Source organism: Streptomyces sp. SUK 48 (assembly GCF_009650765.1).
In the GTDB taxonomy this organism is placed as follows: domain Bacteria; phylum Actinomycetota; class Actinomycetes; order Streptomycetales; family Streptomycetaceae; genus Streptomyces.
The window spans coordinates 5,245,391-5,271,128 of sequence record NZ_CP045740.1 but is presented as its reverse complement, the minus strand read 5'-3'; the positions used below and the strand labels follow the sequence as shown (position 1 = coordinate 5,271,128).

The window sequence follows — 25,738 nt, the reverse complement described above, 5'->3', positions numbered from 1 at the left end:
GCGGCTGAGGTCAGAGGTTGTCCCGAAACCTCGCCGGCCGCTCATACCGTGCACTCGCGGCTTTCACTCAGAGAGCCTAGTACCCCACACGTCACTTGGCACCTCAGGAAACCAGTCCGCGTCCGGCTAGCGCGGGACGCGGACGACACCCTCCTGGATGACGGTGATGGCCAGCTGCCCGTCCTGGGTGTATATCCGGGCCTGGCCGAGGCCGCGGCCGCCGTGCGCGGAGGGCGACTCCTGGTCGTACAGCAGCCATTCGTCGGCGCGGAAGGGGCGGTGGAACCACATCGCGTGGTCCAGGGAGGCGCCCACCACGTCGCCGACCGCCCAGCCGCCGCGGCCGTGCGCGAGCAGCACGGAGTCGAGGAGGGTCATGTCGGACACGTAGGTGGCGAGGACGACGTGCAGCAGGGGGTCGTCGTCCAGCTTGCCGTTGGTGCGGAACCACACCTGGCTGTGCGGCTCGCGCGGCTCGCCGTAGCGGCCGTAGGGCGGCTCGTCCACGTAGCGCAGGTCGACCGCCTCGCGTGCCTCCAGGAAGCGTGCCACCACGTCGGGGGCGAGATGGCCGTAGCCGCGCAGCCGCTCGTGGGAGGTCGGCAGGGTCGCCGGGTCGGGCGCCGAGGGCATCGGCGCCTGGTGTTCGAGTCCCTCCTCGTACGTCTGGAAGGACGCCGAGAGATGGAAGATCGGCTTGCCGTGCTGGACGGCGACCACGCGGCGGGTGGTGAAGGACCGGCCGTCGCGGATGCGGTCGACGGTGTAGACGATGGGCGCGCCGGGGTCGCCGGGGCGCAGGAAGTACGCGTGCAGGGAGTGGGCGGGACGGTCCGCGGGGACCGTGCGCCCGGCGGCGACCAGCGCCTGCGCCGCGACCTGCCCGCCGAAGACGCGGGGGACGACGGCGGAGCGGGACCGGCCGCGGAAGATGTCCTCCTCGATCTGTTCGAGGTCGAGCAGATCGAGGAGGTCCTGGAGTGCCTGGCTCATGGCGATCAGTTGTACCGGGCCGTGAGGGCCGGGTCCTTACAGGCCCATGTCCTTGGCGATGATCGTCTTCATGATCTCGCTGGTGCCGCCGTAGATGCGGTTGACGCGGTTGTCCGCGTACAGGCGGGCGATCGGGTACTCGTTCATGTACCCGTAGCCGCCGTGCAGCTGGAGGCAGCGGTCGATGACGCGGTGCGCGACCTCGGTGCAGAACAGCTTGGCGGAGGCGGCCTCGGCCGGGGTCAGCTCGCCGGCGTCCAGGGCCTCGGTGGCGCGGTCGGCGACGGCCTCGGCGGCGTCCACCTCGGCCTGGCAGGCGGCCAGCTCGAACTTGGTGTTCTGGAAGTGGGCGACCGGCTTGCCGAAGACGGTGCGCTCCTGCACGTACTGCTTGGCGAACCGGACGGCGGCCTTGGCCTGCGCGTAGGCGCCGAACGCGATGCCCCAGCGCTCGGAGGCGAGGTTGTGGCCGAGGTAGGAGAAGCCCTTGTTCTCCTCGCCCAGCAGGTCCTCGACGGGGACCTTGACGTCCACGAAGGCCAGCTCGGCGGTGTCGGAGGTCTTCAGGCCCAGCTTGTCCAGCTTGCGGCCGACGGAGTAGCCCTCGGACTTGGTGTCCACCGCGAACAGGGAGATGCCGTGGCGGCGGTCCTCGGCGGTGGGCGCGGCGGTGCGGGCGCACACGATCACGCGGTCGGCGTGCACACCGCCGGTGATGAAGGTCTTGGCGCCGTTGAGGACGTAGTGGGTGCCGTCCTCGCTGAGCTTGGCGGTGGACTTCATGCCCGCGAGGTCGGAACCGGTGCCCGGCTCCGTCATCGCGATGGCCCACATCTCCTCGCCGGAGACGAACTTCGGCAGGTAGCGCTTCTTCTGCTCGTCCGTGGCCAGCATCTTGATGTACGGCAGGGCGAGCAGCACATGCACGCCGGAGCCGCCGAACTGGACGCCCGCGCGGGCGGTCTCCTCGTAGAGGACGGCCTCGAACTTGTGGCTGTCCAGGCCCGCGCCGCCGAACTCCTCGGGCACGTTGATGCCGAAGATGCCCAGCTCACCGAGCTTGTAGTAGAAGTCGCGGGGCGCCTGGCCCGCCGCGAACCACTCGTCGTACACCGGTACGACCTCGGCCTCGATGAAGGCGCGCAGGGTCTCCCGGAACGCCTCGTGATCCTCGTTGAACACCGTACGGCGCACGCCGTCCACCTCCACGTACCTCGGGCATGCCGGACCGGGCATGTCTAAGCGCTTGCTCAGCTTCGAAGATACCGGTGGGTACGGGAGGCGTCCAGGGTGAGTTGCGCCACGAGGCGGGCGGCACTCGGACAGACGGGCCGGTTCCGGCCAGTTCCGGTGCGGGGGTCGACGATCAGGCAGTGCGCGATACCCATGGCCGGGTAGTCCACGACCCGATCCCAGTGGCCCACGTCACTCCCCCGCCGCCGCGAACGCCCCCCTCGCCATCCGGTGCAGCAGCTCCGAGGTCGCCCCCCGGCCGGGGAGGGTGCCCGCGCGGCCCAGGTGGGGGGTGGAGTTGAGGAGGCCGAAGACGGAGTGGACGGCGGAGCGGGCGGTGGGTTCGGTCAGGGCCGGGTAGACCTCGCGGACCACGCCCACCCAGAGCTCCACGTACTGCCGCTGGAGCTGGCGCACCAGCTTGCGGTCGCTGTCGCGCAGCCGGTCCAGCTCGCGGTCGTGCAGGGTGATCAGCGGCCGGTCGTCCAGGGCGAAGTCGATATGGCCCTCGATCAGGGAGTCCAGGACCGCGGTGGCGCGGGCGTCCCCGTCGGCCTCCGCGAGCCGCCGCCTGGCCCCGGTGAGCAGCTGGCCGCTGATGCCGACGAGCAGCTCGGCGAGCATCGCGTCCTTGCCCGGGAAGTGCCGGTAGAGGCCGGGGCCGCTGATGCCGACGGCCGCCCCTATCTCGTCCACACCGACGCCGTGGAAGCCGCGCTCGGCGAAGAGGCGGGCGGCCTCCTTGAGGATCTGCTCGCGGCGGGTCGGGGCGTCGGTTCTGGCCATGAGGACGATTCTAGACAGCGCGGTTAGCGGTCGTTAACCTGAGGGAAATGGTTAACGCTCATTAACCGGTTCGAGCACCGGGTGAGGGGACCGCAGGATGCAGGAGGCACCGGAGCTCCGGAGCGCGGCAGAGCCCGCGTCGGAAGCCTGGCGGGCCAATGAAGGGGCCCATCTCGCGCTGGTCGAGGAGCTGCGCGGCAAGCTCGCCGCGGCGGCGCTCGGCGGCGGGGAGCGGGCGCGGGCCCGGCACACCGCGCGCGGCAAGCTGCTGCCGAGGGACAGGGTCGACACACTCCTCGATCCGGGCTCGCCGTTCCTGGAACTGGCCCCCCTCGCGGCCGACGGGCTGTACGAGGGGCAGGCGCCGGCCGCCGGCGTGATCGCCGGGATCGGCCGGGTCAGCGGGCGCGAGTGCGTGATCGTCGCCAATGACGCGACCGTCAAGGGCGGCACGTACTACCCGATGACGGTGAAGAAGCACCTGCGCGCCCAGGAGGTGGCCCTCGACAACCGGCTGCCCTGCGTCTACCTGGTCGACTCCGGCGGCGCCTTCCTGCCGATGCAGGACGAGGTCTTCCCGGACCGCGAGCACTTCGGGCGGATCTTCTACAACCAGGCCCGGATGTCCGGCGCGGGCATCCCGCAGATCGCGGCCGTCCTCGGCTCCTGCACGGCGGGCGGCGCGTACGTCCCGGCGATGAGCGACGAAGCGGTCATCGTCCGCAACCAGGGCACCATCTTCCTGGGCGGCCCCCCGCTGGTGAAGGCGGCCACCGGCGAGGTGGTCACCGCGGAGGAGCTGGGCGGCGGCGAGGTCCACTCCCGGATCTCCGGCGTCACCGACCATCTCGCGGAGGACGACGCGCACGCCCTGCGCATCGTCCGGAACATCGTCGCCACCCTCCCGGCCCGCCGGCCGCTGCCCTGGGAGGTCACCGCGGCCGTCGAGCCGAAGGTCGACCCGGCGGGGCTGTACGGCGCGGTGCCGGTCGACCCCCGCACGCCGTACGACGTCCGGGAGATCATCGCCCGCGTGGTCGACGGCTCCCGGTTCGCCGAGTTCAAGAGCGAGTACGGCCAGACGCTCGTCACCGGCTTCGCGCGCATCCACGGCCACCCGGTCGGGATCGTCGCCAACAACGGCATCCTGTTCGCCGAGTCCGCTCAGAAGGGCGCGCACTTCATCGAGCTGTGCGACCAGCGCGGCATCCCGCTGGTGTTTCTCCAGAACATCTCCGGCTTCATGGTGGGCAAGGACTACGAGGCGGGCGGCATCGCCAAGCACGGCGCCAAGATGGTGACCGCGGTGGCCTGCACCCGGGTGCCCAAGCTGACGGTCGTGGTCGGCGGTTCGTACGGCGCGGGCAACTACTCGATGTGCGGCCGGGCCTACTCCCCCCGCTTCCTGTGGATGTGGCCCAACGCCAAGATCTCCGTCATGGGCGGCGAGCAGGCCGCCAGCGTCCTCGCCACGGTCAAGCGCGACCAGCTGGAGGGCCGCGGCGAGAGCTGGTCCGCCGAGGACGAGGAGACGTTCAAGGCGCCGGTCCGCGCGCAGTACGAGACCCAGGGCAGCGCCTACTACGCGACCGCCCGGCTGTGGGACGACGGCGTGATCGACCCGATGGAGACCCGTCAGGTGCTCGGACTCGCCCTGACGGCCTGCGCCAACGCGCCACTGGGAGAGCCCCAGTTCGGCGTCTTCCGGATGTGAGGAGGGGAACCGTGTTCGACACAGTGCTGGTCGCCAACCGGGGCGAGATCGCCGTACGGGTCATCCGTACGCTCCGCGAGCTGGGCGTGCGCTCGGTGGCGGTCTTCTCCGACGCCGACGCGGGAGCGCGGCACGTCCGGGAGGCCGACACGGCGGTCCGGATCGGCCCGGCGCCCGCGGCGGAGAGCTATCTGTCGGTGGAGCGGCTGCTGGAGGCCGCGGCCCGCACCGGCGCGCAGGCCGTCCACCCGGGCTACGGCTTCCTCGCCGAGAACGCCGCCTTCGCGCGCGCCTGCGAGGAGGCGGGCCTGGTCTTCATCGGCCCCTCGGCCGACGCCATCGCGCTGATGGGCGACAAGATCCGCGCCAAGGAGACGGTGGCGGCCGCCGGCGTGCCGGTGGTCCCCGGCGGCCGCGACCCCGAACTCGCCGACGCCGCCCGCACGCTGGGCCCGCCGGTGCTGCTGAAGCCGTCGGCCGGCGGTGGCGGCAAGGGCATGCGCCTGGTGCGGGACCTCGCCGTGCTGGACGAGGAGATCGCCGCCGCCCGCCGCGAGGCCCGCGCCTCCTTCGGCGACGACACCCTGCTGGTGGAGCGGTGGATCGACCGCCCCCGGCACATCGAGATCCAGGTGCTGGCCGACGGCCACGGCAATGTCGTGCACCTCGGCGAGCGCGAGTGCTCCCTCCAGCGCCGCCACCAGAAGATCATCGAGGAGGCGCCGAGCGTCCTCCTGGACGAGGCCACGCGCGCGGCGATGGGCGAGGCGGCCGTGCAGGCGGCCCGCTCCTGCGGCTACCGGGGCGCGGGCACGGTCGAGTTCATCGTGCCGGGCAGCGACCCCGCGCAGTACTACTTCATGGAGATGAACACCCGGCTCCAGGTGGAGCACCCGGTCACCGAGCTGGTGACCGGCCTGGACCTGGTCGAGTGGCAGCTGCGGGTGGCCGCCGGCGAGCCGCTGGGCTTCACCCAGGACGACGTGACGCTGACCGGGCACGCGGTCGAGGCCCGGATCTGCGCCGAGGACCCGGCCCGCGGCTTCCTGCCCTCCGGCGGCACGGTCCTGCTGCTGGACGAGCCGCGGGGCGACGGCGTGCGCACCGACTCCGGGCTCAGCGAGGGCACCGAGGTCGGCAGCCTGTACGACCCGATGCTCGCCAAGGTGATCGCGTACGGCCCCGACCGCGCGACCGCGCTGCGCAGGCTCCGGGCGGCGCTCGCGGAGACGGTCACGCTGGGCGTGCAGACGAACGCGGGCTTCCTGCGCCGGCTCCTCGCCCACCCGGACGTGGTGGCGGGCGAGCTGGACACCGGTCTGGTGGAGCGGGCGGTGGACGACCTGGTCACGACGGACGTGCCGGAGGAGGTGTACGAGGCGGCGGCGGCCGTACGCCTGGAGGAGCTGAGGCCCGCGGGCGGGGCTGGACCGACCCCTTCTCGGTGCCGAGCGGCTGGCGGCTCGGCGGCACCCCGAAGCCGCCCGCCTTCCACCTGCGGGCCCAGGACCCGGTGTCGTACACCCCGCGCGGCACCGCCACCGTCACCGGCGACACGGTCGCCGTCACCCTCGACGGGCTGCGGCACACCTTCCGCCGCGCCGGTGACTGGATCGGCCGGGACGGCGACGCCTGGCAGGTGCGCGACCACGACCCGGTGGCCGAGTCGCTGTCCCAGGCGGCGCACGCGGGCGCCGACTCGCTGACCGCGCCGATGCCCGGCACGGTGACCGTCGTCAAGGTCGCCGTCGGGGACGACGTGGCCGCCGGGCAGAGCCTGCTGGTGGTGGAGGCGATGAAGATGGAGCACGTCATCTCCGCCCCGCACGCGGGCACGGTCGCCGAGCTGGACGTCACACCGGGCACCACGGTCGCCATGGACCAGGTGCTGGCCGTCATCGCGCCGACGGAGGAGACCCCGTGAGCACCGAGCGACTGCCCATGGTCGTACCGGCCTCGGACCTGCCCGCCCGGGTGCGGATCTACGAGGTCGGCGCGCGCGACGGGCTGCAGAACGAGAAGGGTGCCGTACCGACCGAGGTGAAGGCGGAGTTCATCCGCCGCCTCGCCGAGGCGGGCCTGACGACCATCGAGGCGACGAGCTTCGTGCACCCCAAGTGGGTGCCCCAACTCGCGGACGCGGAAGAGCTGTTCCCGCGGGTGCGCGAGCTGCCCGGCGTCGAGCTGCCCGTCCTGGTGCCCAACCGGCGCGGCCTGGACCGGGCGCTGGCCCTCGGCGCGGACCGGATCGCGGTGTTCGCCAGCGCCACCGAGTCCTTCGCCAAGGCCAACCTCAACCGCACGGTGGACGAGTCCCTCGCGGTGTTCGAGCCCGTGGTGCGCCAGGCCAGGGACGCGGGCGCGCGGGTGCGCGGCTATGTCTCCATGTGCTTCGGCGACCCGTGGGAGGGCGCGGTCCCGCTGCACCAGGTCGCCCGCGTGTGCACCGCCCTGCGGGACATGGGCTGCGACGAGCTGAGCCTCGGCGACACCATCGGCGTGGCCACCCCCGGGCATGTCCAGGAACTCCTGAACCTGCTCAACGAGGAGGGCGTGCCGACCAACGAGATCGGCGTGCACTTCCACGACACCTACGGACAGGCGCTCGCGAACACCTACGCGGCCCTGGAGCACGGCGTGACGACGGTCGACGCGTCCGCCGGCGGGCTCGGCGGCTGCCCGTACGCCAAGTCCGCCACCGGCAACCTCGCCACCGAGGACCTGGTCTGGATGCTGCACGGCCTCGGCATCGAGACCGGCGTCGACCTCGGCCGGCTGACCGCCACCAGCGTGTGGATGGCCGCCCACCTGGACCGGCCCAGCCCCTCGCGTACCGTCCGCGCCCTCTCCCACAAGGACCAGTGATCAGCATGGACCACCGCCTCAGCCCCGAGCTGGAGGAACTCCGCCGTACGGTCGAGGAGTTCGCGCACGACGTCGTGGCGCCGAAGATCGGCGACTTCTACGAGCGGCACGAATTCCCGTACGAGATCGTGCGCGAGATGGGCCGGATGGGACTGTTCGGGCTGCCGTTCCCGGAGGAGTACGGCGGCATGGGCGGCGACTACCTGGCGCTCGGCATCGCCCTGGAGGAGCTGGCCCGGGTGGACTCCTCGGTGGCGATCACCCTGGAGGCCGGTGTCTCGCTGGGCGCGATGCCGATCCATCTCTTCGGCACCGAGGAGCAGAAGCGCGAGTGGCTGCCCCGGCTGTGCGCGGGCGAGATCCTCGGCGGCTTCGGCCTGACCGAACCGGACTGCGGCTCGGACGCGGGTGGTACGCGGACGACGGCCCGGCTCGACCCCGACACCGACGAATGGGTGATCAACGGCACCAAGTGCTTCATCACCAACTCGGGCACGGACATCACCGGGCTGGTCACGGTCACCGCGGTCACCGGCCGCAAGCCCGACGGCAAGCCGCTGATCTCCTCGATCCTCGTGCCGTCCGGCACCCCGGGCTTCACGGTCGCGGCGCCGTACTCCAAGGTCGGCTGGAACGCCTCGGACACCCGTGAACTCTCCTTCGTGGACGTCCGCGTGCCCGCCGCCAACCTGGTCGGCCAGGAGGGCCGGGGCTACGCCCAGTTCCTGCGCATCCTGGACGAGGGCCGCATCGCCATCGCCGCGCTCGCGACGGGTCTGGCGCAGGGCTGTGTGGACGAGTCGGTGAAGTACGCCAAGGAGCGGCACGCCTTCGGCCGCCCGATCGGCGCCAACCAGGCGATCCAGTTCAAGATCGCCGACATGGAGATGAAGGCGTACACCGCCCGTCTCGCCTGGCGCGACGCCGCCTACCGGCTGGTCGCGGGCGAGCCCTTCAAGAAGGAGGCGGCGATGGCCAAGCTGTACTCGTCGACGATCGCGGTCGACAACGCCCGCGAGGCCACCCAGGTCCACGGCGGCTACGGCTTCATGAACGAGTACCCGGTGGCCCGCATGTGGCGCGACTCCAAGATCCTGGAGATCGGCGAGGGCACGAGCGAGGTCCAGCGGATGCTGATCGCCCGGGAGTTGGGCCTGGCGGGCTGATCCTGCCGGGAGGCCGACCGAGGGGGCGCGTCCACGGGGGCGCGCCCTCTCACCCGCGGCGGCGGTCCGCCGGTTCGGCGTACGGGCCAGAGCGGCGCCCGCGCGTCGACGGCACGGACGCCCACAGCTCCACCCCGGCCGTGAGCAGGTCCAGCGCCGCGCGCCGCTCGTCGGGGGTCCAGTCGGCGCACTCGTCCGCGCAGAGCCTCTCGTACGCGCTGTCGTGCGCCGCGCCCTGCCGGGGCAGCCGACGGGTCGCGCCGAGGCCGCGCGCCAGGTCCTCGAAGAAGTTCCACGCCTCCAGCGCCGCCCCCGCGGGCACCCGGCGGCGCACCGGGTCCGCCAGCCAGCGCTCCACCCGGACGAGCTCCAGCGTGTCCGGGCCGGACGCGGCCAGGCTCCAGCCCCGCCGCGCCGCGAACGCCCGCGCCTGCCGCCCCGTCACGAAGACCGGCACCCGGCGACGCCCGCCCTCTGCCACCGCCAGCACCCGATCGGGTTCGTCCCCCGCCCGCCGGCCCACAGCACCACCCCGCCGCGCCCGGCCCCGCGCACCCGGTACGCGTAGAGCTTCCCGCCCCCGGCCACTCCCATGAACCCCGCCTCTCCCGAGTGAGCTTCACAGTCAACGCAGTTGAGCGGGTGGGCGCAATGGCGTTCCGCGCCGCGGGGGCCCCCGCCGCCGGGAATCCGGGCCGCCCCCTGGACAGAGGGAAAGGTTAGGCTAACCTAAGCCTCGCACTTGTCCGGCGGGCGCTGCGCCCCGTTCGAAAGCGGTCCTCCCCATGTCCCATGCCCGTGCCATCCACCTCTCCCGCCGCGGTCTGCTCGCCGCGGGCGGCGCCGCAGGGCTCGGCGTCGCGCTCGCGGCCTGCGGGGACGACAAGGGCAAAGCCAAGGACTCCGGCAACGGGTCGACCGCGGCGAAGTCGGGCCCCTGGTCCTTCAAGGACGACCGCGGCAAGACCGTGAAGCTCGACAAGGTGCCCGCGAACATCGTCGCCTTCACCGGCGTCGGCGCCGCCCTCTTCGACTACGGCGTCCAGGTCAAGGGCGTCTTCGGCCCCACCACGACCACCGGCGGCAAGCCCGACGTCCAGGCCGGCGACATGGACGTCAGCAAGGTGACCGTCCTCGGCAACGCCTGGGGCCAGTTCAACGTGGAGAAGTACGCCGCCCTCGCCCCCGACGTGCTGATCACCACGATGTTCGACGGCGCCGGCACCCTCTGGTACGTCCCCGAGCAGTCCACCAAGCAGATCGCCGAACTCGCGCCCAGCGTCGGCATCTCCGTGTACGACCGCCAGATCACCCAGCCGCTCCAGCGGATGTGGGACCTCGCCGAGTCGCTCGGCGCCGACATGAAGGCCGCCAAGGTCACCGACGCGAAGAAGCGGTTCGAGGCGGCCGCCGCCCGGCTGCGGGCCGCCGCCAAGGCCAAGCCGCACCTCAAGGTGATGGCCGGCAGCGCGAGCGACCAGCTCTTCTACGTCTCGGGCACGCATCTGTCCATCGACCTGGAGTACTTCAAGGCCCTCGGCGTGAACTTCGTGGAGCCGCCGGAGAGCGCCAAGAAGCAGGGCGGCGGCTGGTACGAGTCGCTGAGCTGGGAGAACGTCGACAAGTACCAGGCCGACATCATCATGATGGACGACCGGTCCTCCGCGATCCAGCCCGCGGACATCACCAAGCCGACCTGGAAGAAGCTGCCGGCCGTCAAGGCGGGACAGGTCATCGCCCGCTCCCCCGAGCCGATCCTGTCCTACGACAAGTGCGTTCCGCTCCTGACGAGCCTCGCCGAGGCGCTGGAGAAGGCGAAGAAGGTCAGCTAACCCCCCCACCCCGTCCGACAGGAGGAGCCCCCATGACCACGGTCGCCGTCGAACCCTTCACGCTGTTCTCCCTCCAGGTCGCCCGCACCAGAAGGCTCGGGCCCTCCCTGGTGCGGGTCACCTTCGACGGGGCCGCGCTGAGGGGCTTCCACTCCGACGGACGGGACCAGTCCCTCTCCCTGTTCCTGCCGCACCCCGGGCAGAAGGAGCCCGTCGTGCCGCTCGACCTGGGCGAGAACTGGTGGCAGGAGTACCGCGAACTCCCGGAGGACGTACGGGCCGTGATGCGCTCGTACACCCTGCGGGAGCTGCGGCGCGAGCCGGACGAGATCGACATCGACTTCGCGCTGCACGGGGTCGAGCCGGGCGCCGCCGCCCCCGCGGGGCCCGCCTCCCAGTGGGCCGCGCGGGCCGTTCCCGGGGACCGGGTGCTGGTCCTCGGGCCCGTGCTCGCCGACAACCGGGCCATCCGGTTCCGCCCGCCCGAGGACACCGACCTCGTGGTGATGTGGGGCGACGAGACCGCCGTCCCCGCCGCGACCGCGATCCTCGAATCGCTCCCGGCGGGCACCCGGGTAAGCGCCTGGCTCCAGGTGCCGCACGCCGCCGACATCCAGGACGTGCGCACGGACGCCGACGCGGAGATCACCTGGCTGGTGCGCGGCGAGGGCGCCCCCGAGCCCCTCGCCGCCCTGCGGGACGCCCGGCTTCCCGGCGCGGCGCACCCGTACGTCTGGATCGCCGGCGAGTCCGGCCAGGTGAAGGCGCTGCGGCGGCACTTCGTGGGGGAACGCGGGGTGGACCGGCGCCGGGTGACCTTCGTCGGGTACTGGCGGCGCGGACTGACCGAGGAACAGCTCCGGGCGACCGGCGAATAGCCGCCTCCCGTTCCGCGGGAGTTCCCCGCACACGTGTGTCTTGACCCAGAAAACTTAGGTTAGGCTAACCTAAGTTAATCCCCACGGACTTCCCCCGGAGGACCCCCCATGCGCTCCCACCTGCTCAATGGCCTCACCGCGGAGCACTACCGCCGCTCCGTGACCGAAGGAGTCGAGCGGGTGGCGGCCAAACTCGTCGCCACCGAGCGCCCGTTCACCGGTGTCGCCGTGGACGACCTGTCCCCCCGCGTCGACGCCATCGACCTCGACCGCCCGCTCGGCGACACCGCCGCCGTCCTCGACGAGCTGGAGGACGTCTACCTGAAGGACGCGGTCTACTTCCACCACCCGCGCTACCTCGCCCACCTCAACTGCCCGGTCGTCATCCCGGCCCTGCTCGGCGAGGCCGTGCTCACCGCGGTCAACTCCTCGCTGGACACCTGGGACCAGTCGGCCGGCGGCACGCTCATCGAGCGCAAGCTGATCGACTGGACCACCGCGCGGATCGGCCTCGGGCCCGCCGCCGACGGCGTGTTCACCTCCGGCGGCAGCCAGTCCAACCTCCAGGCGATGCTGCTGGCCCGCGAGGAGGCCAAGAGCGACGACCCCGCGAAACTGCGGATCTTCGCCTCCGCGGCCGGCCACTTCAGCGTGCAGAAGTCGGCGAAACTGCTCGGGCTCGGCCCGGACGCGGTTGTCACCGTCCCCGTCGACCGCGACAAGCGGATGCAGACCGTGACCCTCGCCCACGAGCTGGAGCGCTGCCTCGCCGAGGGCCTGGTGCCCATGGCCGTCGTCGCCACCGCCGGGACCACCGACTTCGGCTCCATCGACCCGCTGCCCGAGATCGCCGAACTCTGCGACCGCTACGGCGCCTGGATGCACGTGGACGCGGCCTACGGCTGCGGGCTGCTCGCCTCGCGCAAGTACCGGCACCGCATCGACGGCATCGAGCGCGCCGACTCGGTCACCGTCGACTACCACAAGTCCTTCTTCCAGCCGGTGAGTTCGTCCGCCGTGCTGGTGCGCGACGGGGCCACGCTGCGGCACGCCACCTACTACGCGGAGTACCTCAACCCGCGCCGGGCGGTGCGCGAGCGCATCCCCAACCAGGTCGACAAGTCCCTCCAGACCACCCGCCGCTTCGATGCCCTCAAGCTGTGGCTGACGCTGCGCGTGATGGGCGCCGACGGCATCGGCGAACTCTTCGACGAGGTCTGCGACCTGGCCGTCCAGGGCTGGGACCTGATCGCCGCCGACCCGCGCTACGACGTCGTGGTGGAGCCGTCGCTGTCCACCCTCGTCTTCCGCTACATACCGGCCGCCGTCACCGACCCGGCCGAGATCGACCGCGCCAACCTCCACGCCCGCAAGGCCCTGTTCGCCTCCGGCGACGCCGTGGTCGCGGGCACCAAGGTGGACGGCCGCCACTACCTGAAGTTCACCCTGCTCAACCCCGAGACGACGCCGTCCGACATCGCCGCCGTCCTCGATCTCATCGCCGGCCACGCCGAGCAGTACCTGGGAGAGTCCCTTGACCGCGCTTCCTGAATCCAGCCGTATCCACGACCTCGTGGGGATCGGGCTCGGCCCCTTCAACCTCGGCCTCGCCTGCCTGGCCGAGCCGATCGCCGAACTGGACGCCGTCTTCCTGGAGTCGAAGCCCGACTTCGAGTGGCACGCCGGGATGTTCCTGGACGGCGCCCACCTCCAGACCCCGTTCATGTCGGACCTGGTCACCCTCGCCGACCCGACCTCCCCGTACTCCTTCCTCAACTACCTGAAGGAGAAGGGCCGGCTGTACTCCTTCTACATCCGCGAGAACTTCTATCCGCTGCGGGTGGAGTACGACGACTACTGCCGCTGGGCCGCCGGCAAGCTGAGCAGCGTCCGCTTCGGCACGACGGTCACCGAGGTGTCGTACGAGGACGACCTGTACGTGGTGCGGACCGAGGCCGGTGACACCCTCCGCGCCCGGCACCTCGTCCTCGGCACGGGCACGGTGCCCTACCTCCCCGAGTCCTGCCGGGAGCTGGGCGGGGACCTCCTGCACACCTCCCAGTACATGCACCGCAAGGCGGAGCTCCAGCGGAAGAAGTCCGTCACGGTCGTCGGCAGCGGGCAGAGCGCGGCCGAGATCTACTACGAGCTGCTGTCCGAGATCGACGTCCACGGCTACCAGCTCAACTGGGTCACCCGCTCCCCCAGGTTCTTCCCGCTGGAGTACACCAAGCTGACCCTGGAGATGACCTCCCCGGACTACATCGACTACTTCCGCGCGCTGCCCGAGGAGACCCGCTACCGGCTGGAGAAGCAGCAGAAGGGGCTGTTCAAGGGCATCAACTCGGAGCTCATCGACGCGATCTTCGACCTGCTGTACCAGAAGAACGTGACGAGCGGCGGCCGCCCGGTGCCCACCCGGCTGCTCACCAACTCCTCGCTCAACAGCGCCGGTTACGAGGACGGCGCGTACACCCTCGGCTTCCGCCAGGACGAGCAGGGCAAGGACTACGAGATCCGCACCGAGGGCCTGGTGCTGGCCACCGGCTACCACTACGCGCCCCCGGCCTTCCTCGCCCCGCTGCGCGAGCGGCTGCGCTTCGACGGCAGCGGCCGCTTCGACGTCGCCCGCAACTACGCCATCGACGTCACCGGGCGCGGTGTCTTCCTCCAGAACGCCGGAGTCCACACCCACAGCATCACCAGCCCCGACCTCGGCATGGGCCCGTACCGCAACGCGAGCATCATCCGCGAAGTGCTCGGCAGCGAGTACTACCCGGTCGAGAAGTCCATCGCCTTCCAGGAGTTCGCCGTATGACCGACCCGACCTTCACCTTCCGGCCCGTCGACCCGCTCGCGGACGCCGAGCTGCTGCACTCCTGGATCACCCATCCGAAGGCCGCCTTCTGGATGATGCAGGACGCCAGGCTGGAGGACATCGAGCGGGCGTACATGGAGATAGCCGCCGACGAGCACCAGCACGCACTGCTCGGGCTCCGGGACGGCGTCCCCGCCTTCCTCCTGGAGAAGTACGACCCCGCCCACCGGGAACTGGTCGGCCTCTACGAGCCCCGGCCGGGCGATGTCGGGATGCACTTCCTGACCCCCGCGACCGACACCCCCGAGCACGGGTTCACCAAGGCCGTGATCACCGCCGTCATGGCCCACCTCTTCGAGGACCCGGCCGTGGAGCGCGTCGTCGTGGAGCCGGACGTGCGCAACAAGGCGGTGCACGCCCTGAACGCGGCCGTCGGGTTCGTGCCCGAACGCGAGATACAGAAGCCGGAGAAAGAGGCGCTGCTGAGCTTCTGCACCCGCGAGCAGTTCACGAAGGCGGTGTCCGCATGACCCCCGCCGAGTCCGTGGCGCACCTCTCCCCCGAGCGCTGGGCGCAGGCCAACCGGCTGCTGATCCGCAAGGCGCTCGCCGAGTTCGCGCACGAGCGCCTGCTCACCCCCGAGCGGGACGGCGAGGGCTACGTCGTCCGCGGCGACGACGGGCTCACCGCCTACCGGTTCACCGCCGTGCGCCGCGCCCTCGACCACTGGGAGGTCGACGCCGGCTCGATCACCCGGCATCGCGACGGCGCGGAACTCCCGCTCGCCGCACTGGACTTCTTCATCGAGCTGAAGGAATCCCTGGGCCTGAGCGACGCCATCCTGCCCGTGTACCTGGAGGAGATCTCCTCCACCCTGTCCGGCACCTGCTACAAGCTGGCCAAACACCAGGTCACCTCGGCCGATTTGGTGTCCGCCGGCTTCCAGGCGATCGAGACCGGGATGACCGAGGGCCACCCCTGCTTCGTCGCGAACAACGGGCGGCTCGGCTTCGGGGTCCACGAGTACCTGTCGTACGCCCCGGAGACCGCGCACCCCGTCCGGCTGGTGTGGCTGGCCGCGCACCGCTCCCGCGCCGCCTTCACGGCGGGCACCGGCATCGAGTACGAGGGCTTCATCCGGGCCGAGCTGGGCGAGGAGACCGTCGAGCGGTTCGGCCGGACGCTGACCGCGCAGGGCCTCGACCCGGCCGACTACCTCCTCATCCCCGTCCACCCCTGGCAGTGGTGGAACAAGCTGTCCGTCACCTTCGCGGCGGAAGTGGCCCGCAGGAATCTCGTGCCGCTCGGCGAGGGCGACGACGAATACCTCGCCCAGCAGTCCATCCGGACCTTCTTCAACACCAGCGCCCCGCACAAGCACTATGTGAAGACGGCCCTGTCCGTGCTCAACATGGGCTTCATGCGCGGCCTCTCGGCCGCCTACATGGAGGCCACCCCCGCCATCAACGACTGGCTCGCCCAGCTGATCGAGGGCGACCCGGTGCTCAAGGACAGCGGTCTGACGATCATCCGCGAGCGCGCCGCCGTCGGCTACCGGCACCTGGAGTACGAGCGGGCCACCGACCGCTACTCCCCCTACCGCAAGATGCTGGCCGCGCTGTGGCGGGAGAGCCCGGTGCCCTCGCTGGAGGACGGCGAGACGCTCGCCACCATGGCCTCCCTGCTCCATGTCGACCACGAGGGCGCGTCGTTCGCGGGCGCCCTGATCGAGCGGTCGGGGCTCGCGCCCGCCGCGTGGCTGCGCCGGTACCTGCGGGCGTACTACACCCCGCTGCTGCACAGCCTCTACGCCTACGACCTGGCGTTCATGCCGCACGGCGAGAACACCATCCTGGTGCTGCGGGACGGGGTCGTGCAGCGGGCGGTCTACAAGGACATCGCCGAGGAGATCGTGGTGATGGACCCGGACGCCGTGCTGCCGCCGGAGGTCGCCCGCATCCGGGCCGACATCCCGGAGGACCAGAAGCTGCTGTCGATCTTCACCGACGTCTTCGACTGCTTCTTCCGCTTCCTCGCCGCGAACCTCGCCGCCGACGGCGTCCTCACCGAGGACGAGTTCTGGCGGACGGTCGCGGAGGTCTCCCGCGAGTACCAGGAGGCGAACCCGCAGCTCGCCGACCGGTTCGGGCAGTACGACCTCTTCGCGCCCGAGTTCGCGCTGTCCTGCCTCAACCGGCTCCAGCTGCGCGACAACCGGCAGATGGTGGACCTCGCCGATCCCTCCGCGGCGCTCCAGCTGGTGGGCACGCTGCGCAATCCGCTGGCCGGCCACTGACGCCGGCCCCCGACGACGGGCGCCCCGGAGTACGGTCCTCCGGAGCGCCCGTTCTCCTCTCCCGCTCAGCCGCTCGGCCAGGGCACCTGCGGCGACCGGTAGTACCCGATGCCGAGGGCGTCCCAGCGCGGGCCCTGGGCGGCCAGCCGTACCTTGTAGGTGTCCCAGTCGTGGGTGGCGGCGGGCGACCAGCCCAGTTCGGCCGCGCCGGGCAGCCGCGGGAACGCCATGTAGTCGATGTCGGCCGACGTCTTCAGCGTCTCCGACCACAGGGGCGCCTCCACCCCCCGCACCGCGGCGGCGGGCACGCCCGCCAGATAGGCGCCCGGGTCCCAGTCGTACGACCGCCGGACCTCGACCAGCCCGGCCCAGGTGAGCCCGAGCGGGGTGTCCTTCGTGTACTTCATGTCGAGGTAGACCCGGTCGGCCGGGGACAGGATCAGCCCCGTGCCGTTCCGTGCGGCCTGCGCCACCTGCTCCTTCTCGGCCGCGCTGGTGCTGTCCAGACCCCAGTACTGGGCGAGCGCGCCCTTCGCGGGGTGGGCGCCGGTGAGCTGGTGCCAGCCGATGACCTTCTTGCCGTACTTGGCGACGATCGGCTGCACGCGGTCCATGAAGGTCACGTAGTCGGCGTGGCTGGTGGAGTGCGCCTCGTCGCCGCCGATGTGCAGATAGCGGCCCGGGGTGAGCGCGGCCAGCTCCCTGATGACGTCGTCCGCGAAGGTGTACGTGACGTCCTTGGAGACGCACAGCGAGCTGAAGCCGACCTGGGTGCCGGTGTAGCGCGGGGGTGCCACGCCGTCGCAGTTGAGCTTCGCGTAGGAGGCGAGGGCCGCGTTGGTGTGGCCGGGCATGTCGATCTCGGGCACGACCTCCATGTAGCGGGAGGCCGCGTAGGCGACCAGGCGCCGGTACTCGGCCTGGGTGTAGAAGCCGCCCTTGCCGCCGCCGACCTCGCTCGCGCCGCCGTACCGCGCGAGCCTCGGCCAGGAGTCGACGGCGATGCGCCAGCCCTGGTCGTCGCTGAGGTGCAGATGCAGCTCGTTGACCTTGTACAGCGCGAGTTCGTCGATGTACCGCTCCACCTGGGCGACGGTGAAGAAGTGCCGGGAGACGTCCAGCATGGCGCCGCGGTAGGCGTAGCGGGGACGGTCCTGGACGGTGCCGCCGGCGATCCGCCAGCTCTCGTGCTGGACGGTCCTCTTCTCGACGGCGGCCGGGAGGAGTTGGCGCAGTGTCTGCACACCGTGGAAGAGCCCGGCCGGGGCGCTCGCGGTGAGCGTGACACCCGAGGGGCCGCTGCGCAGCCGGTAGCCCTCGGCGCCGTAGCCGCCCTTCGCCAGGTGCAGCCGGATGCCCCCGCCGCCGTGCTCGGTGAGCGGCAGCGGATAGCCGGTGGAGGGCCGCAGGATGCCGGCGAGGTAGGCGCCGACGCGGCGGACCCCGGCCGAGCCGTCCACCCGGATGACGGTGGCACGGGTGAGGCGGTACGGCGCGCCGCCCGGGGTGACGGAGGCGGGGGCCGGGATCACCTGGGTCAAGGGGGTGACGGGGGCCCCGGGCGGGGCGGGCGCGGCGCCGAGGGTGAAGCCGCCGGCCGCCAGGACGAGCAGCAGCGAACCAAGGACGCGGGCGGTTCGGGGAGTCGTACGGTCGTTCCGAGTCACATGCGCTCCCTTCGGATCTGGTCGGGACCACTGTCCCACCGGGGACCCCAAGAGGGATGAAGTGACGTAGAACACAGTGGGCGAACAGGAGTTCAGCACGTCGCCCAGCACCCCGGTGCCCGATATCGGGCAGGTATCTTGCGAAACCCGCGCCGGTACCCGAGGATCTACGGGTGCACGACGAACTCGTAGATCATCTGACGCGGTCCACGCCCCTCGGCAGGGGCGAGGCGCTGCGGGTGGTCCAGGACGTGCTCGCCTATTTCGACGAGTCGACGGAGGAATTCGTCCGTCGCCGCCACCGCGAGCTCCAGACCCAGGGTCTGGTGAACGCGGAGATCTTCGAACGGATCGGGGCGGATCTCAGATATCGAGCGGTGGCACCGCCCGAGCTGACGCTCAGGCAGCTGCGCCGCATCGTCTACGGCTAGGAATACCTGCATATGTGCGGAATTGTCGGTTACATCGGGAAGCGTGACGTCGCCCCCCTCCTCCTGGAGGGCCTCCAGCGGCTCGAGTACCGCGGGTACGACTCCGCGGGCATCGTGGTCACCTCCCCGAAGGCGTCCGGCCTGAAGATGGTCAAGGCCAAGGGCCGGGTGCGCGATCTGGAGGCCAAGGTCCCGGCGCGCTTCAAGGGCACCACCGGCATCGCCCACACCCGCTGGGCCACCCACGGCGCCCCCTCCGACGTGAACGCCCACCCGCACATGTCGGCCGACAACAAGGTCGCGGTCGTCCACAACGGCATCATCGACAACGCCGCCGACCTGCGCCGCAAGCTGGAGGCGGACGGCGTCGAGTTCCTCTCCGAGACCGACACCGAGGTCCTCACCCACCTCATCGCCCGCGCCACCGCCGACAAGCTGGAGGACAAGGTCCGCCAGGCCGTCCGGCTGATCGAGGGCACGTACGGCATCGCCGTGCTGCACGCCGACTTCCCGGACCGGATCGTGGTGGCCCGCAACGGCTCCCCGGTCGTGCTCGGCATCGGCGAGAAGGAGATGTTCGTCGCCTCGGACATCGCCGCGCTGGTCATGCACACCCGCCAGATAGTGACGCTGGACGACGGCGAGATGGCCACCCTCAAGGCCGACGACTTCCGCACCTACACCACCGAGGGCACGCGCACCACCGCCGAGCCCACCACGGTGGAGTGGGAGGCCGAGTCGTACGACATGGGCGGCCACGACACCTACATGCACAAGGAGATCTTCGAGCAGGCCGACGCGGTCGACCGCGTGCTGCGCGGCCGGATCGACGACCGCTTCTCCACCGTGCACCTCGGCGGGCTCAACCTGGACGCCCGTGAGGCCCGGCAGATCCGCCGGGTGAAGATCCTCGGCTGCGGCACCTCGTACCACGCGGGCCTGATCGGCGCCCAGATGATCGAGGAGCTGGCCCGCATCCCCGCGGACGCCGAGCCGGCCTCCGAGTTCCGCTACCGCAACGCGGTCGTGGACCCCGACACGCTGTACGTCGCGGTCTCCCAGTCCGGTGAGACGTACGACGTGCTCGCCGCCGTGCAGGAGCTCAAGCGCAAGGGCGCGCGGGTCTTCGGCGTCGTCAACGTGGTGGGTTCCGCGATCGCCCGGGAGGCGGACGCCGGGATCTACGTCCACGCGGGCCCCGAGGTCTGCGTCGTCTCGACCAAGTGCTTCACCAACACCACGGTGGCCTTCGCGCTGCTCGCGCTGCACCTGGGCCGCACCCGCGACCTCTCGGTGCGCGACGGCAAGCGGATCATCGAGGGCCTGCGCAAGCTCCCCGACCAGATCACCGAGATCCTCAAGCAGGAGGAGCAGATCCGGGAGCTGGCCGAGCTGTACGCCGACGCCCGCTCGATGCTCTTCATCGGCCGGGTCCGCGGCTACCCGGTCGCCCGCGAGGCGTCCCTCAAGCTCAAGGAGGTCTCGTACATCCACGCCGAGGCGTACCCGGCCTCCGAGCTGAAGCACGGACCGCTGGCCCTGATCGAGCCCGCGCTGCCGACGGTCGCGATCATCCCGGACGACGACCTGCTGGAGAAGAACCGCGCCGCGCTGGAGGAGATCAAGGCGCGCGAGGGCAAGATCCTCGCCGTGGCCCACCAGCACCAGGAGAAGGCCGACCAGACGATCATCGTCCCGAAGAACGAGGACGAGCTCGACCCGATCCTGATGGGCATCCCCCTCCAGCTCCTCGCCTACCACACGGCGAAGGCCCTGGGCCGCGACATCGACAAGCCGAGGAACCTGGCGAAGTCGGTGACGGTCGAGTAGGACGAGCAGGAGACGTGGCGTAGGCGCCCCTGTCCCCCGGTGATCCCCGGGGACAGGGGCGCCGCTCGTCCGCCTGCCGCCATCGGATACGCGGATACGCGAAGAGGCCGGTGACCGCATTTCTGCGATCACCGGCCTCTTCCGATGAGGGTGAGTGACGGGACTCGAACCCGCGGCATCCTGGACCACAACCAGGTGCTCTACCAGCTGAGCTACACCCACCATGACCGGCGCTTGGAAACTTGTCGTTTCCCCGACCGGCCGAGAAGAAGTCTACAGGGTCCGAGGGGGTGCTCGCGCACACGTTTTCGCGCGGACCCCCAGCGGACCTCGAACGGACCCCGAACGGACTCGGGGCGATCCCGGGCGGACCCGGGACGGCCCTGCCGCGTCGGCTACTTCGCCGCCGGCAGCACGTGCTTCGCCGCGATGGTCCGCGCCGTCTCCGAGTCGGGTCCCGGCTGCGGGACGAAGACGGCCTCGCGGTAGTAGCGCAGCTCGGCGATGGACTCGCGGATGTCGGCGAGCGCCCGGTGGTTGCCGTTCTTCTCGGGGCTGTTGAAGTACGCCCTCGGGTACCAGCGGCGGGCCAGCTCCTTGACCGAGGAGACGTCCACGATCCGGTAGTGCAGCCAGCCCTCCAGCGTCGGCATGTCGCGCAGCAGGAAGCCGCGGTCGGTGCCGACCGAGTTGCCGCACAGCGGAGCCTTGCCGGGCTCCTTCACATGCTCCTTGATGTACGCCAGGACCTGCTCCTCGGCGTCCTCCAAGGTCGTACCGTTCGGGAGCTCGGCGAGCAGCCCGGACGCGGTGTGCATCTGACGCACCACCTCCGGCATCGTCTCCAGCGCCCGCTCCGGCGGGCGGATGACGATGTCCACCCCCTCGCCGAGTACGTTCAGCTCGGAGTCGGTGACGAGGGCGGCCACCTCGATGAGAGCGTCGTCGGACAGCGAGAGGCCGGTCATCTCGCAGTCGATCCACACCATGCGATCGTTCATGCGACCACCCTAAGGCGGACCTCGCCTTTTGGATGCCCCGCGGACGAAGAGAGGGGGTGCGGAGCCTGGACTCCGCACCCCCTCCCCCGCCTTCCGCTCAGCTCCCGGAGCGCGGCCCCGGCAGCAGCGTCATCGCCCCGGCCCCGGCGGTGCGCCTGCTCTGCATCGGCACCCCGTCGTTACGCTCGGCGTGCAGCACCGAGGGCATGGCGCCCAGCGGTCCCGGACCCGGCAGCCCCGCGGGCGGCAACGGCTGCCCGGCCGACGGCTGGAGCGCGGCTTCCGCCTCACCCGGCCTGTCGGCACCGGGCCTGCGGGCCCGGTACGCGGCCCGGTACGCGGCGGGAGAGGAGCCGAGCTGGCGGCGGAAGTGCCCGCGCAGCGCGACCGGCGAGCGGAACCCGCACCGGCCGGCCACCTCGTCCACCGAGTAGTCCGACGTCTCCAGCAGCCGCTGCGCCTGGAGCACCCGCTGGGTGATCAGCCACTGCAACGGCGCGCTCCCGGTGAGCGAACGGAACCTGCGGTCGAACGTACGGCGGCTCATGTACGCGCGAGCCGCCAGCGTCTCCACGTCGAACTGCTCGTGGAGGTGCTCCAGCGCCCAGGCGACGACCTCGGCGAGCGGGTCGGCGCCGATCTCTTCGGGTAAAGACCGGTCGAGGTAGCGCTCCTGACCGCCCGAGCGGCGCGGCGGGACCACCAGCCGGCGGGCCAGCGCACCGGCCGCCTCGTTGCCGTGGTCCGTCCGCACGATATGCAGACAGAGATCGATTCCGGCCGCCGTCCCCGCGGAGGTGAGCACGTCGCCGTCGTCGACGAACAGCTCCCGCGGATCGACGTGCACCGACGGATAGCGCTTGGCCAGCGTCGGCGCGTACATCCAGTGGGTGGTCGCCGGGCGGCCGTCGAGCAGTCCGGCGGCCGCGAGCACGAACGCGCCGGTGCACAGCCCTACGATGCGGGCGCCCTCTTCGTGCGCCCGGCGCAGCGCGTCGAGCGCCTCCTCGGGCGGTGGCGCGGTGATCGAGCGCCAGGCCGGTACGACGACCGTTCCGGCGCGGGCGATCGCCTCCAGCCCATGCGGTGCGGTGAGTTCGAGACCGCCGGTGGTCCGCAGCGGACCTTCCTCGCCGCCGCACACCAGCAGTCGGTAACGCGGCACCCCGGCGTCCTGGCGGTCGATGCCGAACACCGACAGCGGTATGGAACTCTCGAAGATGGGGCCGCCGCTGAACAGCAGCACCGCGACGATCTCCTTGCGGCGACGCCCGGACAGTTTCCGGACAGCGGCTTCCGGCGCGGCAGTGGAGTCGTGGCTCATACTGCTAAGCCCCCCTCGGTGGTCGCGGCTCCTCGGTTGTGTCGCTCCTGCACGTTTCCCCTCGGTCCTGCACGAGTCCCCCGCCGTAAAGACAGTCAAGATCGAAATCTACTGGCTCCCGCGGACGCACGGTGACCAGTTCCAAATGCGGCACATTGTCGACATGACAACTTGGCGTGAAGCATTCGATCACGAAGCGTTGCACTCGTGGGCCGTGCAGGGAAGTGCGCCTCCGGGCAGTGGCCAAACCGCGTAGGGTGCGCAGCGCCCCGTGGACCCTTTCCGTGCAGGTGGAACGGGGGTTGGGGGGGAGTGGGGACCCCCCTTGGGCGATATCCAGAAGTTGGCTGAAAAGAAGCGCTTGGAAGCGCGGAAACCGGTCAGTCGACCGGTGTCCGCTCCCGGGTGTGACGTCCACCTCTTTGCACGCCGCAACGCCCGCCGCCCCGGGCGCCGTTACGGCCCTCGCCCCGGCCGCCGTCCCGCCCGGCACCCCGTGCCCCCGCGCGCCGTGATCCACGCCCCCGGCCCCTGCCCGCACCCCGGCGTGCGCCGCGCCGCGCCCCGCGCTCCGAGCGCCGCAGCAGAAGCCGGCACGCGCTCGTGACGGCGGCCAGGCCCAGCGCGGTGCCCATGGCGCCGGCGAGCGAGGTGCCGTACCAGAGCAGGACCACCGGGACGAGGACGCAGGTGAAGGCGGCCCAGCGGATCAGCTCGCCCGTGCTGTCCTGCGCGCCGGGCTCCTCCTGGCGGGACCGGGGTCCGGACATCTCGTACTCCCTGTGGCGGGCCGGGGCGGCCGGGCGGCGTCCGGTGGCGCCTGGTGGCTCCCCGTGGCGGTGGCTCACCCCCTTCAACGCCCGGCCGACCGGTCGGTCACCGGGCGTGCGTCCGCGAACGCCGTGCAAAGCGCCTGTACGGGGCAGCGAGCATTGCGTAACGGGCGCGGCTCGTGCATGCTCCGGTGAACCCCTGCGGACACCGGGGGACCGCTACGGATGTCGGGGGACCGCTTACGGAGCGTGCAAGGGATCTGAGCCCGGGAGGCGTGCCGCCGTACCCTTGGGGGTATGGGGTGGGGAAGATGTTTCCCGGACACAGCTCCGCCGCACACTGTCATCCCATCCCATAAAGGATCACAACGCCGAGACAGCCATGGCCGGTCACGAATTCTTCGAACCCGCGGACCGCAAGCGACCGGTCGCCGATCCCACGGCGGCCGATCCCCAGGCGGCCGAAGAGTCACGTCATTCCTGCGACCCCGCCTTCCGGCACGGAGTCGTCGTCGGCTTCGACGGCTCCACCTCCAGTGAGCGCGCCCTCGCGTACGCGATCGGCATGGCGCACCGTTCCCACTCCGGGCTGATCATCGTGCATGTGGCCAACCGGTTGCCCACCACGGTGTGGGCGGGCTGCGAGCCACCGGTCTTCGTGGACGTGCCGGATCACCGTACGGAGGTGCTCGGCCTCGAGCTCGCCTGCGCGGACTACCTGTCCGAGGTGCCCTGGATCCTCGTCGAGCGCGGCGGCGACATCTGCCACGAGCTCGAGGAGGTGGGGCGCGAGTACGAGGCGGACGCGATCGTCGTCGGCTCCACGCACGGGATCGTGGGCCGCATCTTCGGCTCCGTCGCGGGCCGCCTCGCCCGCCGGGCACGACGGCCGGTGATCGTCATTCCCTGAGCGGTTCTCCCGCTGAGGGGAGACCCCCATCCCACCCGCCCGGAGCCCGGCCCGGAGCCCTACGACGAGGCCCGCACCACCAGTTCCGTCGGCAGGACCGCGTGGCGCCGTTCGCCGCGGCTAAGGCCCGAGGGGCGTTTGGCGGATATCTCGGTCAGCAGGAGGTCGATCATGGCGCGGCCCATGTGGTCGATGGGCTGGCGGACGCTGGTCAGGGGCGGGTCCATGTGGCGGGCGATGGCGGAGTCGTCGTAGCCGACGAGGGCGACGTCGTCGGGTATGCGCAGTCCGGACTCGCGCAGGACTTGGCGGGCGCCGGCGGCCATGACGTCGGAGCCGGCGAAGACGGCGTCCAGGTCGGGGCGGCGGGCCAGCAGGGCGGACATCGCCTTGCGGCCGCCCTCCTCGGTGAAGTCGCCGGATTCGATGAGGAGTTCGTCCGCCGCGTGGCCCGCGGCGCGCAGCGCGTCGCGGTAGCCGTCGACGCGGCGGCGGGCGCCGTAGACGTCCAGCCGGCCGGTGATGTGGGCGATGCGGGTGCGGCCGCGCGCGAGCAGGTGCTCCACGGCCGCGCGGGCGCCGCCGTAGTTGTCCGAGTCGACCGAGGTGAGCGTCTCCGCGGCCGAGCGCGGGCCGCTGACCACGGCCGGGATCTCCAGCTGGGACAGCAGCTCGGGCAGCGGGTCGTCGGCGTGCACCGAGACCAGCAGGACGCCGTCCACCCGGTGGGCCGCCAAGTACTCGGCGAGGCGCCGCCGTTCGCGGTCGTTGCCCGCGAAGATCAGCAGCAACTGCCATTCCGTGTCGGCGAGTTCGGCGCCGACCCCGCGCAGCATGTCGGAGAAGTACGGCTCCGCGAAGAAGCGGGTCTCCGGCTCGGGGACGACGAGCGCGATGGCGTCGGTGCGGTTGGCGGCCAGTGCGCGGGCCGCCGTGTTGGGGACGTAGCCCAGCTCCGCGACGGCCGCCTCCACCGCGGCGCGGGTCGCGTCGCTGACCCGGGGCGAGCCGTTGATCACGCGCGAGACCGTGCCCCGGCCGACCCCCGCGCGCGCGGCGACCTCCTCCAGCGTGGGTCGGCCCCCGCTCCGGCCCCGCACTCCGTGGCTCGCCATGCGCTCCGCCTCCCTCGCTTCCTCCGGCTGGCCGCTTCCTCCGGTTGGCTGGAATCTAACAGTCCCGTCCGGCACCCCATCGGCCCCGTATGCCCCCGGCGCCCCG

21 protein-coding genes, 1 tRNA gene and 1 pseudogene are annotated in these 25,738 nt (G+C 71.4%); 13 read left to right on the top strand and 10 right to left on the bottom strand.

Annotated features, from left to right (window positions below):
- Positions 1 to 126 precede the first annotated feature (126 nt).
- From tesB to GHR20_RS23140, 3 genes are all read right to left on the bottom strand, one after another.
- The gene (gene tesB / locus GHR20_RS23150; protein ID WP_148023647.1) at positions 127 to 993 is read right to left on the bottom strand and encodes an acyl-CoA thioesterase II; all 867 of its coding nucleotides are present in this window, start codon (positions 991 to 993) and stop codon (positions 127 to 129) included.
- A 36-nt stretch (positions 994 to 1,029) separates the two neighbouring features.
- Entirely contained in the window at positions 1,030 to 2,187 is a 1,158-nt protein-coding gene (locus tag GHR20_RS23145; RefSeq protein ID WP_153816103.1) for an acyl-CoA dehydrogenase family protein, read from the bottom strand.
- Between the two features lie 231 nt (positions 2,188 to 2,418).
- Complete coding sequence (locus GHR20_RS23140) at positions 2,419 to 3,012, bottom strand: TetR/AcrR family transcriptional regulator (protein ID WP_111584486.1); 594 nt, start codon at positions 3,010 to 3,012, stop codon at positions 2,419 to 2,421.
- Between the two features lie 97 nt (positions 3,013 to 3,109).
- On the opposite strand from GHR20_RS23140, the gene GHR20_RS23135 reads away from it, so the two are divergent.
- The 4 genes and pseudogenes from GHR20_RS23135 (at position 3,110) to GHR20_RS23120 (ending at position 8,757) form a co-directional block, all read left to right on the top strand.
- Positions 3,110 to 4,726 carry a carboxyl transferase domain-containing protein gene (locus tag GHR20_RS23135; RefSeq protein WP_153814259.1) on the top strand — a complete coding sequence of 539 codons (1,617 nt, stop codon included), beginning with the start codon at positions 3,110 to 3,112 and terminating at the stop codon, positions 4,724 to 4,726.
- 11 nt (positions 4,727 to 4,737) lie between these two features.
- Positions 4,738 to 6,650: pseudogene (locus tag GHR20_RS23130) on the top strand (biotin carboxylase N-terminal domain-containing protein).
- 17 nt (positions 6,651 to 6,667) lie between these two features.
- Positions 6,668 to 7,591, top strand: a complete 924-nt coding sequence (locus GHR20_RS23125) for a hydroxymethylglutaryl-CoA lyase (protein WP_194859134.1) — start codon at positions 6,668 to 6,670, stop codon at positions 7,589 to 7,591.
- 5 nt (positions 7,592 to 7,596) lie between these two features.
- Positions 7,597 to 8,757 (top strand): acyl-CoA dehydrogenase family protein, encoded by a 1,161-nt coding sequence (locus GHR20_RS23120; protein ID WP_111584589.1) that lies wholly within the window; start codon positions 7,597 to 7,599, stop codon positions 8,755 to 8,757.
- Between the two features lie 49 nt (positions 8,758 to 8,806).
- On the opposite strand, the gene GHR20_RS23115 is transcribed toward GHR20_RS23120, so the two are convergent.
- Positions 8,807 to 9,238 carry a hypothetical protein gene (locus GHR20_RS23115; protein ID WP_243878115.1) on the bottom strand — a complete coding sequence of 144 codons (432 nt, stop codon included), beginning with the start codon at positions 9,236 to 9,238 and terminating at the stop codon, positions 8,807 to 8,809.
- 304 nt (positions 9,239 to 9,542) lie between these two features.
- On the opposite strand from GHR20_RS23115, the gene GHR20_RS23110 reads away from it, so the two are divergent.
- From GHR20_RS23110 to GHR20_RS23085, 6 genes are all read left to right on the top strand, one after another.
- The gene (locus GHR20_RS23110; RefSeq protein ID WP_148023642.1) at positions 9,543 to 10,589 is read left to right on the top strand and encodes an ABC transporter substrate-binding protein; all 1,047 of its coding nucleotides are present in this window, start codon (positions 9,543 to 9,545) and stop codon (positions 10,587 to 10,589) included.
- 32 nt (positions 10,590 to 10,621) lie between these two features.
- Positions 10,622 to 11,467, top strand: a complete 846-nt coding sequence (locus GHR20_RS23105; protein WP_153814257.1) for a siderophore-interacting protein — start codon at positions 10,622 to 10,624, stop codon at positions 11,465 to 11,467.
- Positions 11,468 to 11,575: 108 nt separating this feature from the next.
- Positions 11,576 to 13,018, top strand: coding sequence for a lysine decarboxylase DesA (gene desA / locus GHR20_RS23100; RefSeq protein WP_153814256.1), 1,443 nt, complete (start codon positions 11,576 to 11,578; stop codon positions 13,016 to 13,018).
- Positions 13,002 to 14,285 (top strand): lysine N(6)-hydroxylase/L-ornithine N(5)-oxygenase family protein, encoded by a 1,284-nt coding sequence (locus tag GHR20_RS23095; protein WP_153814255.1) that lies wholly within the window; start codon positions 13,002 to 13,004, stop codon positions 14,283 to 14,285. Before desA ends, GHR20_RS23095 begins: the two co-directional genes overlap by 17 nt.
- Positions 14,282 to 14,815 carry a GNAT family N-acetyltransferase gene (locus GHR20_RS23090; RefSeq protein ID WP_153814254.1) on the top strand — a complete coding sequence of 178 codons (534 nt, stop codon included), beginning with the start codon at positions 14,282 to 14,284 and terminating at the stop codon, positions 14,813 to 14,815. The genes GHR20_RS23095 and GHR20_RS23090 overlap by 4 nt, the downstream gene beginning before the upstream one ends.
- Positions 14,812 to 16,581 (top strand): IucA/IucC family siderophore biosynthesis protein, encoded by a 1,770-nt coding sequence (locus tag GHR20_RS23085; protein WP_153814253.1) that lies wholly within the window; start codon positions 14,812 to 14,814, stop codon positions 16,579 to 16,581. The genes GHR20_RS23090 and GHR20_RS23085 overlap by 4 nt, the downstream gene beginning before the upstream one ends.
- A 65-nt stretch (positions 16,582 to 16,646) precedes the next feature.
- Here the strand turns inward: GHR20_RS23085 and GHR20_RS23080 are convergent, their stop codons facing one another.
- A complete protein-coding gene (locus tag GHR20_RS23080) occupies positions 16,647 to 18,248 on the bottom strand; it encodes a beta-N-acetylhexosaminidase (protein WP_153814252.1) in 1,602 nt (533 codons plus the stop codon).
- A gap of 173 nt (positions 18,249 to 18,421) precedes the next feature.
- On the opposite strand from GHR20_RS23080, the gene GHR20_RS23075 reads away from it, so the two are divergent.
- Both GHR20_RS23075 and glmS read left to right on the top strand, forming a co-directional pair.
- Positions 18,422 to 18,679, top strand: a complete 258-nt coding sequence (locus GHR20_RS23075; protein ID WP_153814251.1) for a hypothetical protein — start codon at positions 18,422 to 18,424, stop codon at positions 18,677 to 18,679.
- A gap of 12 nt (positions 18,680 to 18,691) precedes the next feature.
- Positions 18,692 to 20,509: a glutamine--fructose-6-phosphate transaminase (isomerizing) gene (glmS, locus tag GHR20_RS23070; RefSeq protein ID WP_111584474.1), complete on the top strand. Its 1,818-nt coding sequence runs from the start codon at positions 18,692 to 18,694 to the stop codon at positions 20,507 to 20,509.
- 149 nt (positions 20,510 to 20,658) lie between these two features.
- Here glmS and GHR20_RS23065 read toward each other — a convergent pair.
- The 4 genes from GHR20_RS23065 to GHR20_RS23050 form a co-directional block, all read right to left on the bottom strand.
- Positions 20,659 to 20,731, bottom strand: a tRNA-His gene (locus tag GHR20_RS23065).
- Positions 20,732 to 20,904: 173 nt separating this feature from the next.
- A complete protein-coding gene (gene orn / locus GHR20_RS23060; protein ID WP_111584473.1) occupies positions 20,905 to 21,510 on the bottom strand; it encodes an oligoribonuclease in 606 nt (201 codons plus the stop codon).
- 97 nt (positions 21,511 to 21,607) lie between these two features.
- A complete protein-coding gene (locus GHR20_RS23055; protein WP_153814250.1) occupies positions 21,608 to 22,834 on the bottom strand; it encodes a helix-turn-helix domain-containing protein in 1,227 nt (408 codons plus the stop codon).
- 380 nt (positions 22,835 to 23,214) lie between these two features.
- Positions 23,215 to 23,604, bottom strand: coding sequence for a hypothetical protein (locus GHR20_RS23050; RefSeq protein WP_153814249.1), 390 nt, complete (start codon positions 23,602 to 23,604; stop codon positions 23,215 to 23,217).
- A gap of 385 nt (positions 23,605 to 23,989) precedes the next feature.
- Here GHR20_RS23050 and GHR20_RS23045 point away from each other — a divergent pair, with 385 nt between their 5' ends.
- On the top strand, positions 23,990 to 24,517 hold the full coding sequence (locus GHR20_RS23045) for a universal stress protein (RefSeq protein ID WP_111584470.1): 528 nt from the start codon (positions 23,990 to 23,992) through the stop codon (positions 24,515 to 24,517).
- A gap of 59 nt (positions 24,518 to 24,576) precedes the next feature.
- Here the strand turns inward: GHR20_RS23045 and GHR20_RS23040 are convergent, their stop codons facing one another.
- Positions 24,577 to 25,632: a LacI family DNA-binding transcriptional regulator gene (locus GHR20_RS23040; RefSeq protein ID WP_148023629.1), complete on the bottom strand. Its 1,056-nt coding sequence runs from the start codon at positions 25,630 to 25,632 to the stop codon at positions 24,577 to 24,579.
- Positions 25,633 to 25,738: the final 106 nt, after the last annotated feature.

What these genes read in the sequence shown, in the direction of transcription:
- GHR20_RS23105 (WP_153814257.1), top strand. Translation starts at nt 10,622, where the DNA reads ATGACCACGGTCGCCGTCGAACCCTTCACGCTGTTCTCCCTCCAGGTC.
- GHR20_RS23140 (WP_111584486.1), bottom strand. Translation starts at nt 3,012, where the DNA reads ATGGCCAGAACCGACGCCCCGACCCGCCGCGAGCAGATCCTCAAGGAG.
- GHR20_RS23120 (WP_111584589.1), top strand. Translation starts at nt 7,597, where the DNA reads ATGGACCACCGCCTCAGCCCCGAGCTGGAGGAACTCCGCCGTACGGTC.
- GHR20_RS23125 (WP_194859134.1), top strand. Translation starts at nt 6,668, where the DNA reads ATGGTCGTACCGGCCTCGGACCTGCCCGCCCGGGTGCGGATCTACGAG.
- GHR20_RS23050 (WP_153814249.1), bottom strand. Translation starts at nt 23,604, where the DNA reads ATGTCCGGACCCCGGTCCCGCCAGGAGGAGCCCGGCGCGCAGGACAGC.
- GHR20_RS23090 (WP_153814254.1), top strand. Translation starts at nt 14,282, where the DNA reads ATGACCGACCCGACCTTCACCTTCCGGCCCGTCGACCCGCTCGCGGAC.
- GHR20_RS23085 (WP_153814253.1), top strand. Translation starts at nt 14,812, where the DNA reads ATGACCCCCGCCGAGTCCGTGGCGCACCTCTCCCCCGAGCGCTGGGCG.
- desA (WP_153814256.1), top strand. Translation starts at nt 11,576, where the DNA reads ATGCGCTCCCACCTGCTCAATGGCCTCACCGCGGAGCACTACCGCCGC.
- orn (WP_111584473.1), bottom strand. Translation starts at nt 21,510, where the DNA reads ATGAACGATCGCATGGTGTGGATCGACTGCGAGATGACCGGCCTCTCG.
- tesB (WP_148023647.1), bottom strand. Translation starts at nt 993, where the DNA reads ATGAGCCAGGCACTCCAGGACCTCCTCGATCTGCTCGACCTCGAACAG.
- GHR20_RS23045 (WP_111584470.1), top strand. Translation starts at nt 23,990, where the DNA reads ATGGCCGGTCACGAATTCTTCGAACCCGCGGACCGCAAGCGACCGGTC.
- GHR20_RS23110 (WP_148023642.1), top strand. Translation starts at nt 9,543, where the DNA reads ATGTCCCATGCCCGTGCCATCCACCTCTCCCGCCGCGGTCTGCTCGCC.
- GHR20_RS23040 (WP_148023629.1), bottom strand. Translation starts at nt 25,632, where the DNA reads ATGGCGAGCCACGGAGTGCGGGGCCGGAGCGGGGGCCGACCCACGCTG.
- glmS (WP_111584474.1), top strand. Translation starts at nt 18,692, where the DNA reads ATGTGCGGAATTGTCGGTTACATCGGGAAGCGTGACGTCGCCCCCCTC.
- GHR20_RS23055 (WP_153814250.1), bottom strand. Translation starts at nt 22,834, where the DNA reads ATGAGCCACGACTCCACTGCCGCGCCGGAAGCCGCTGTCCGGAAACTG.
- GHR20_RS23135 (WP_153814259.1), top strand. Translation starts at nt 3,110, where the DNA reads ATGCAGGAGGCACCGGAGCTCCGGAGCGCGGCAGAGCCCGCGTCGGAA.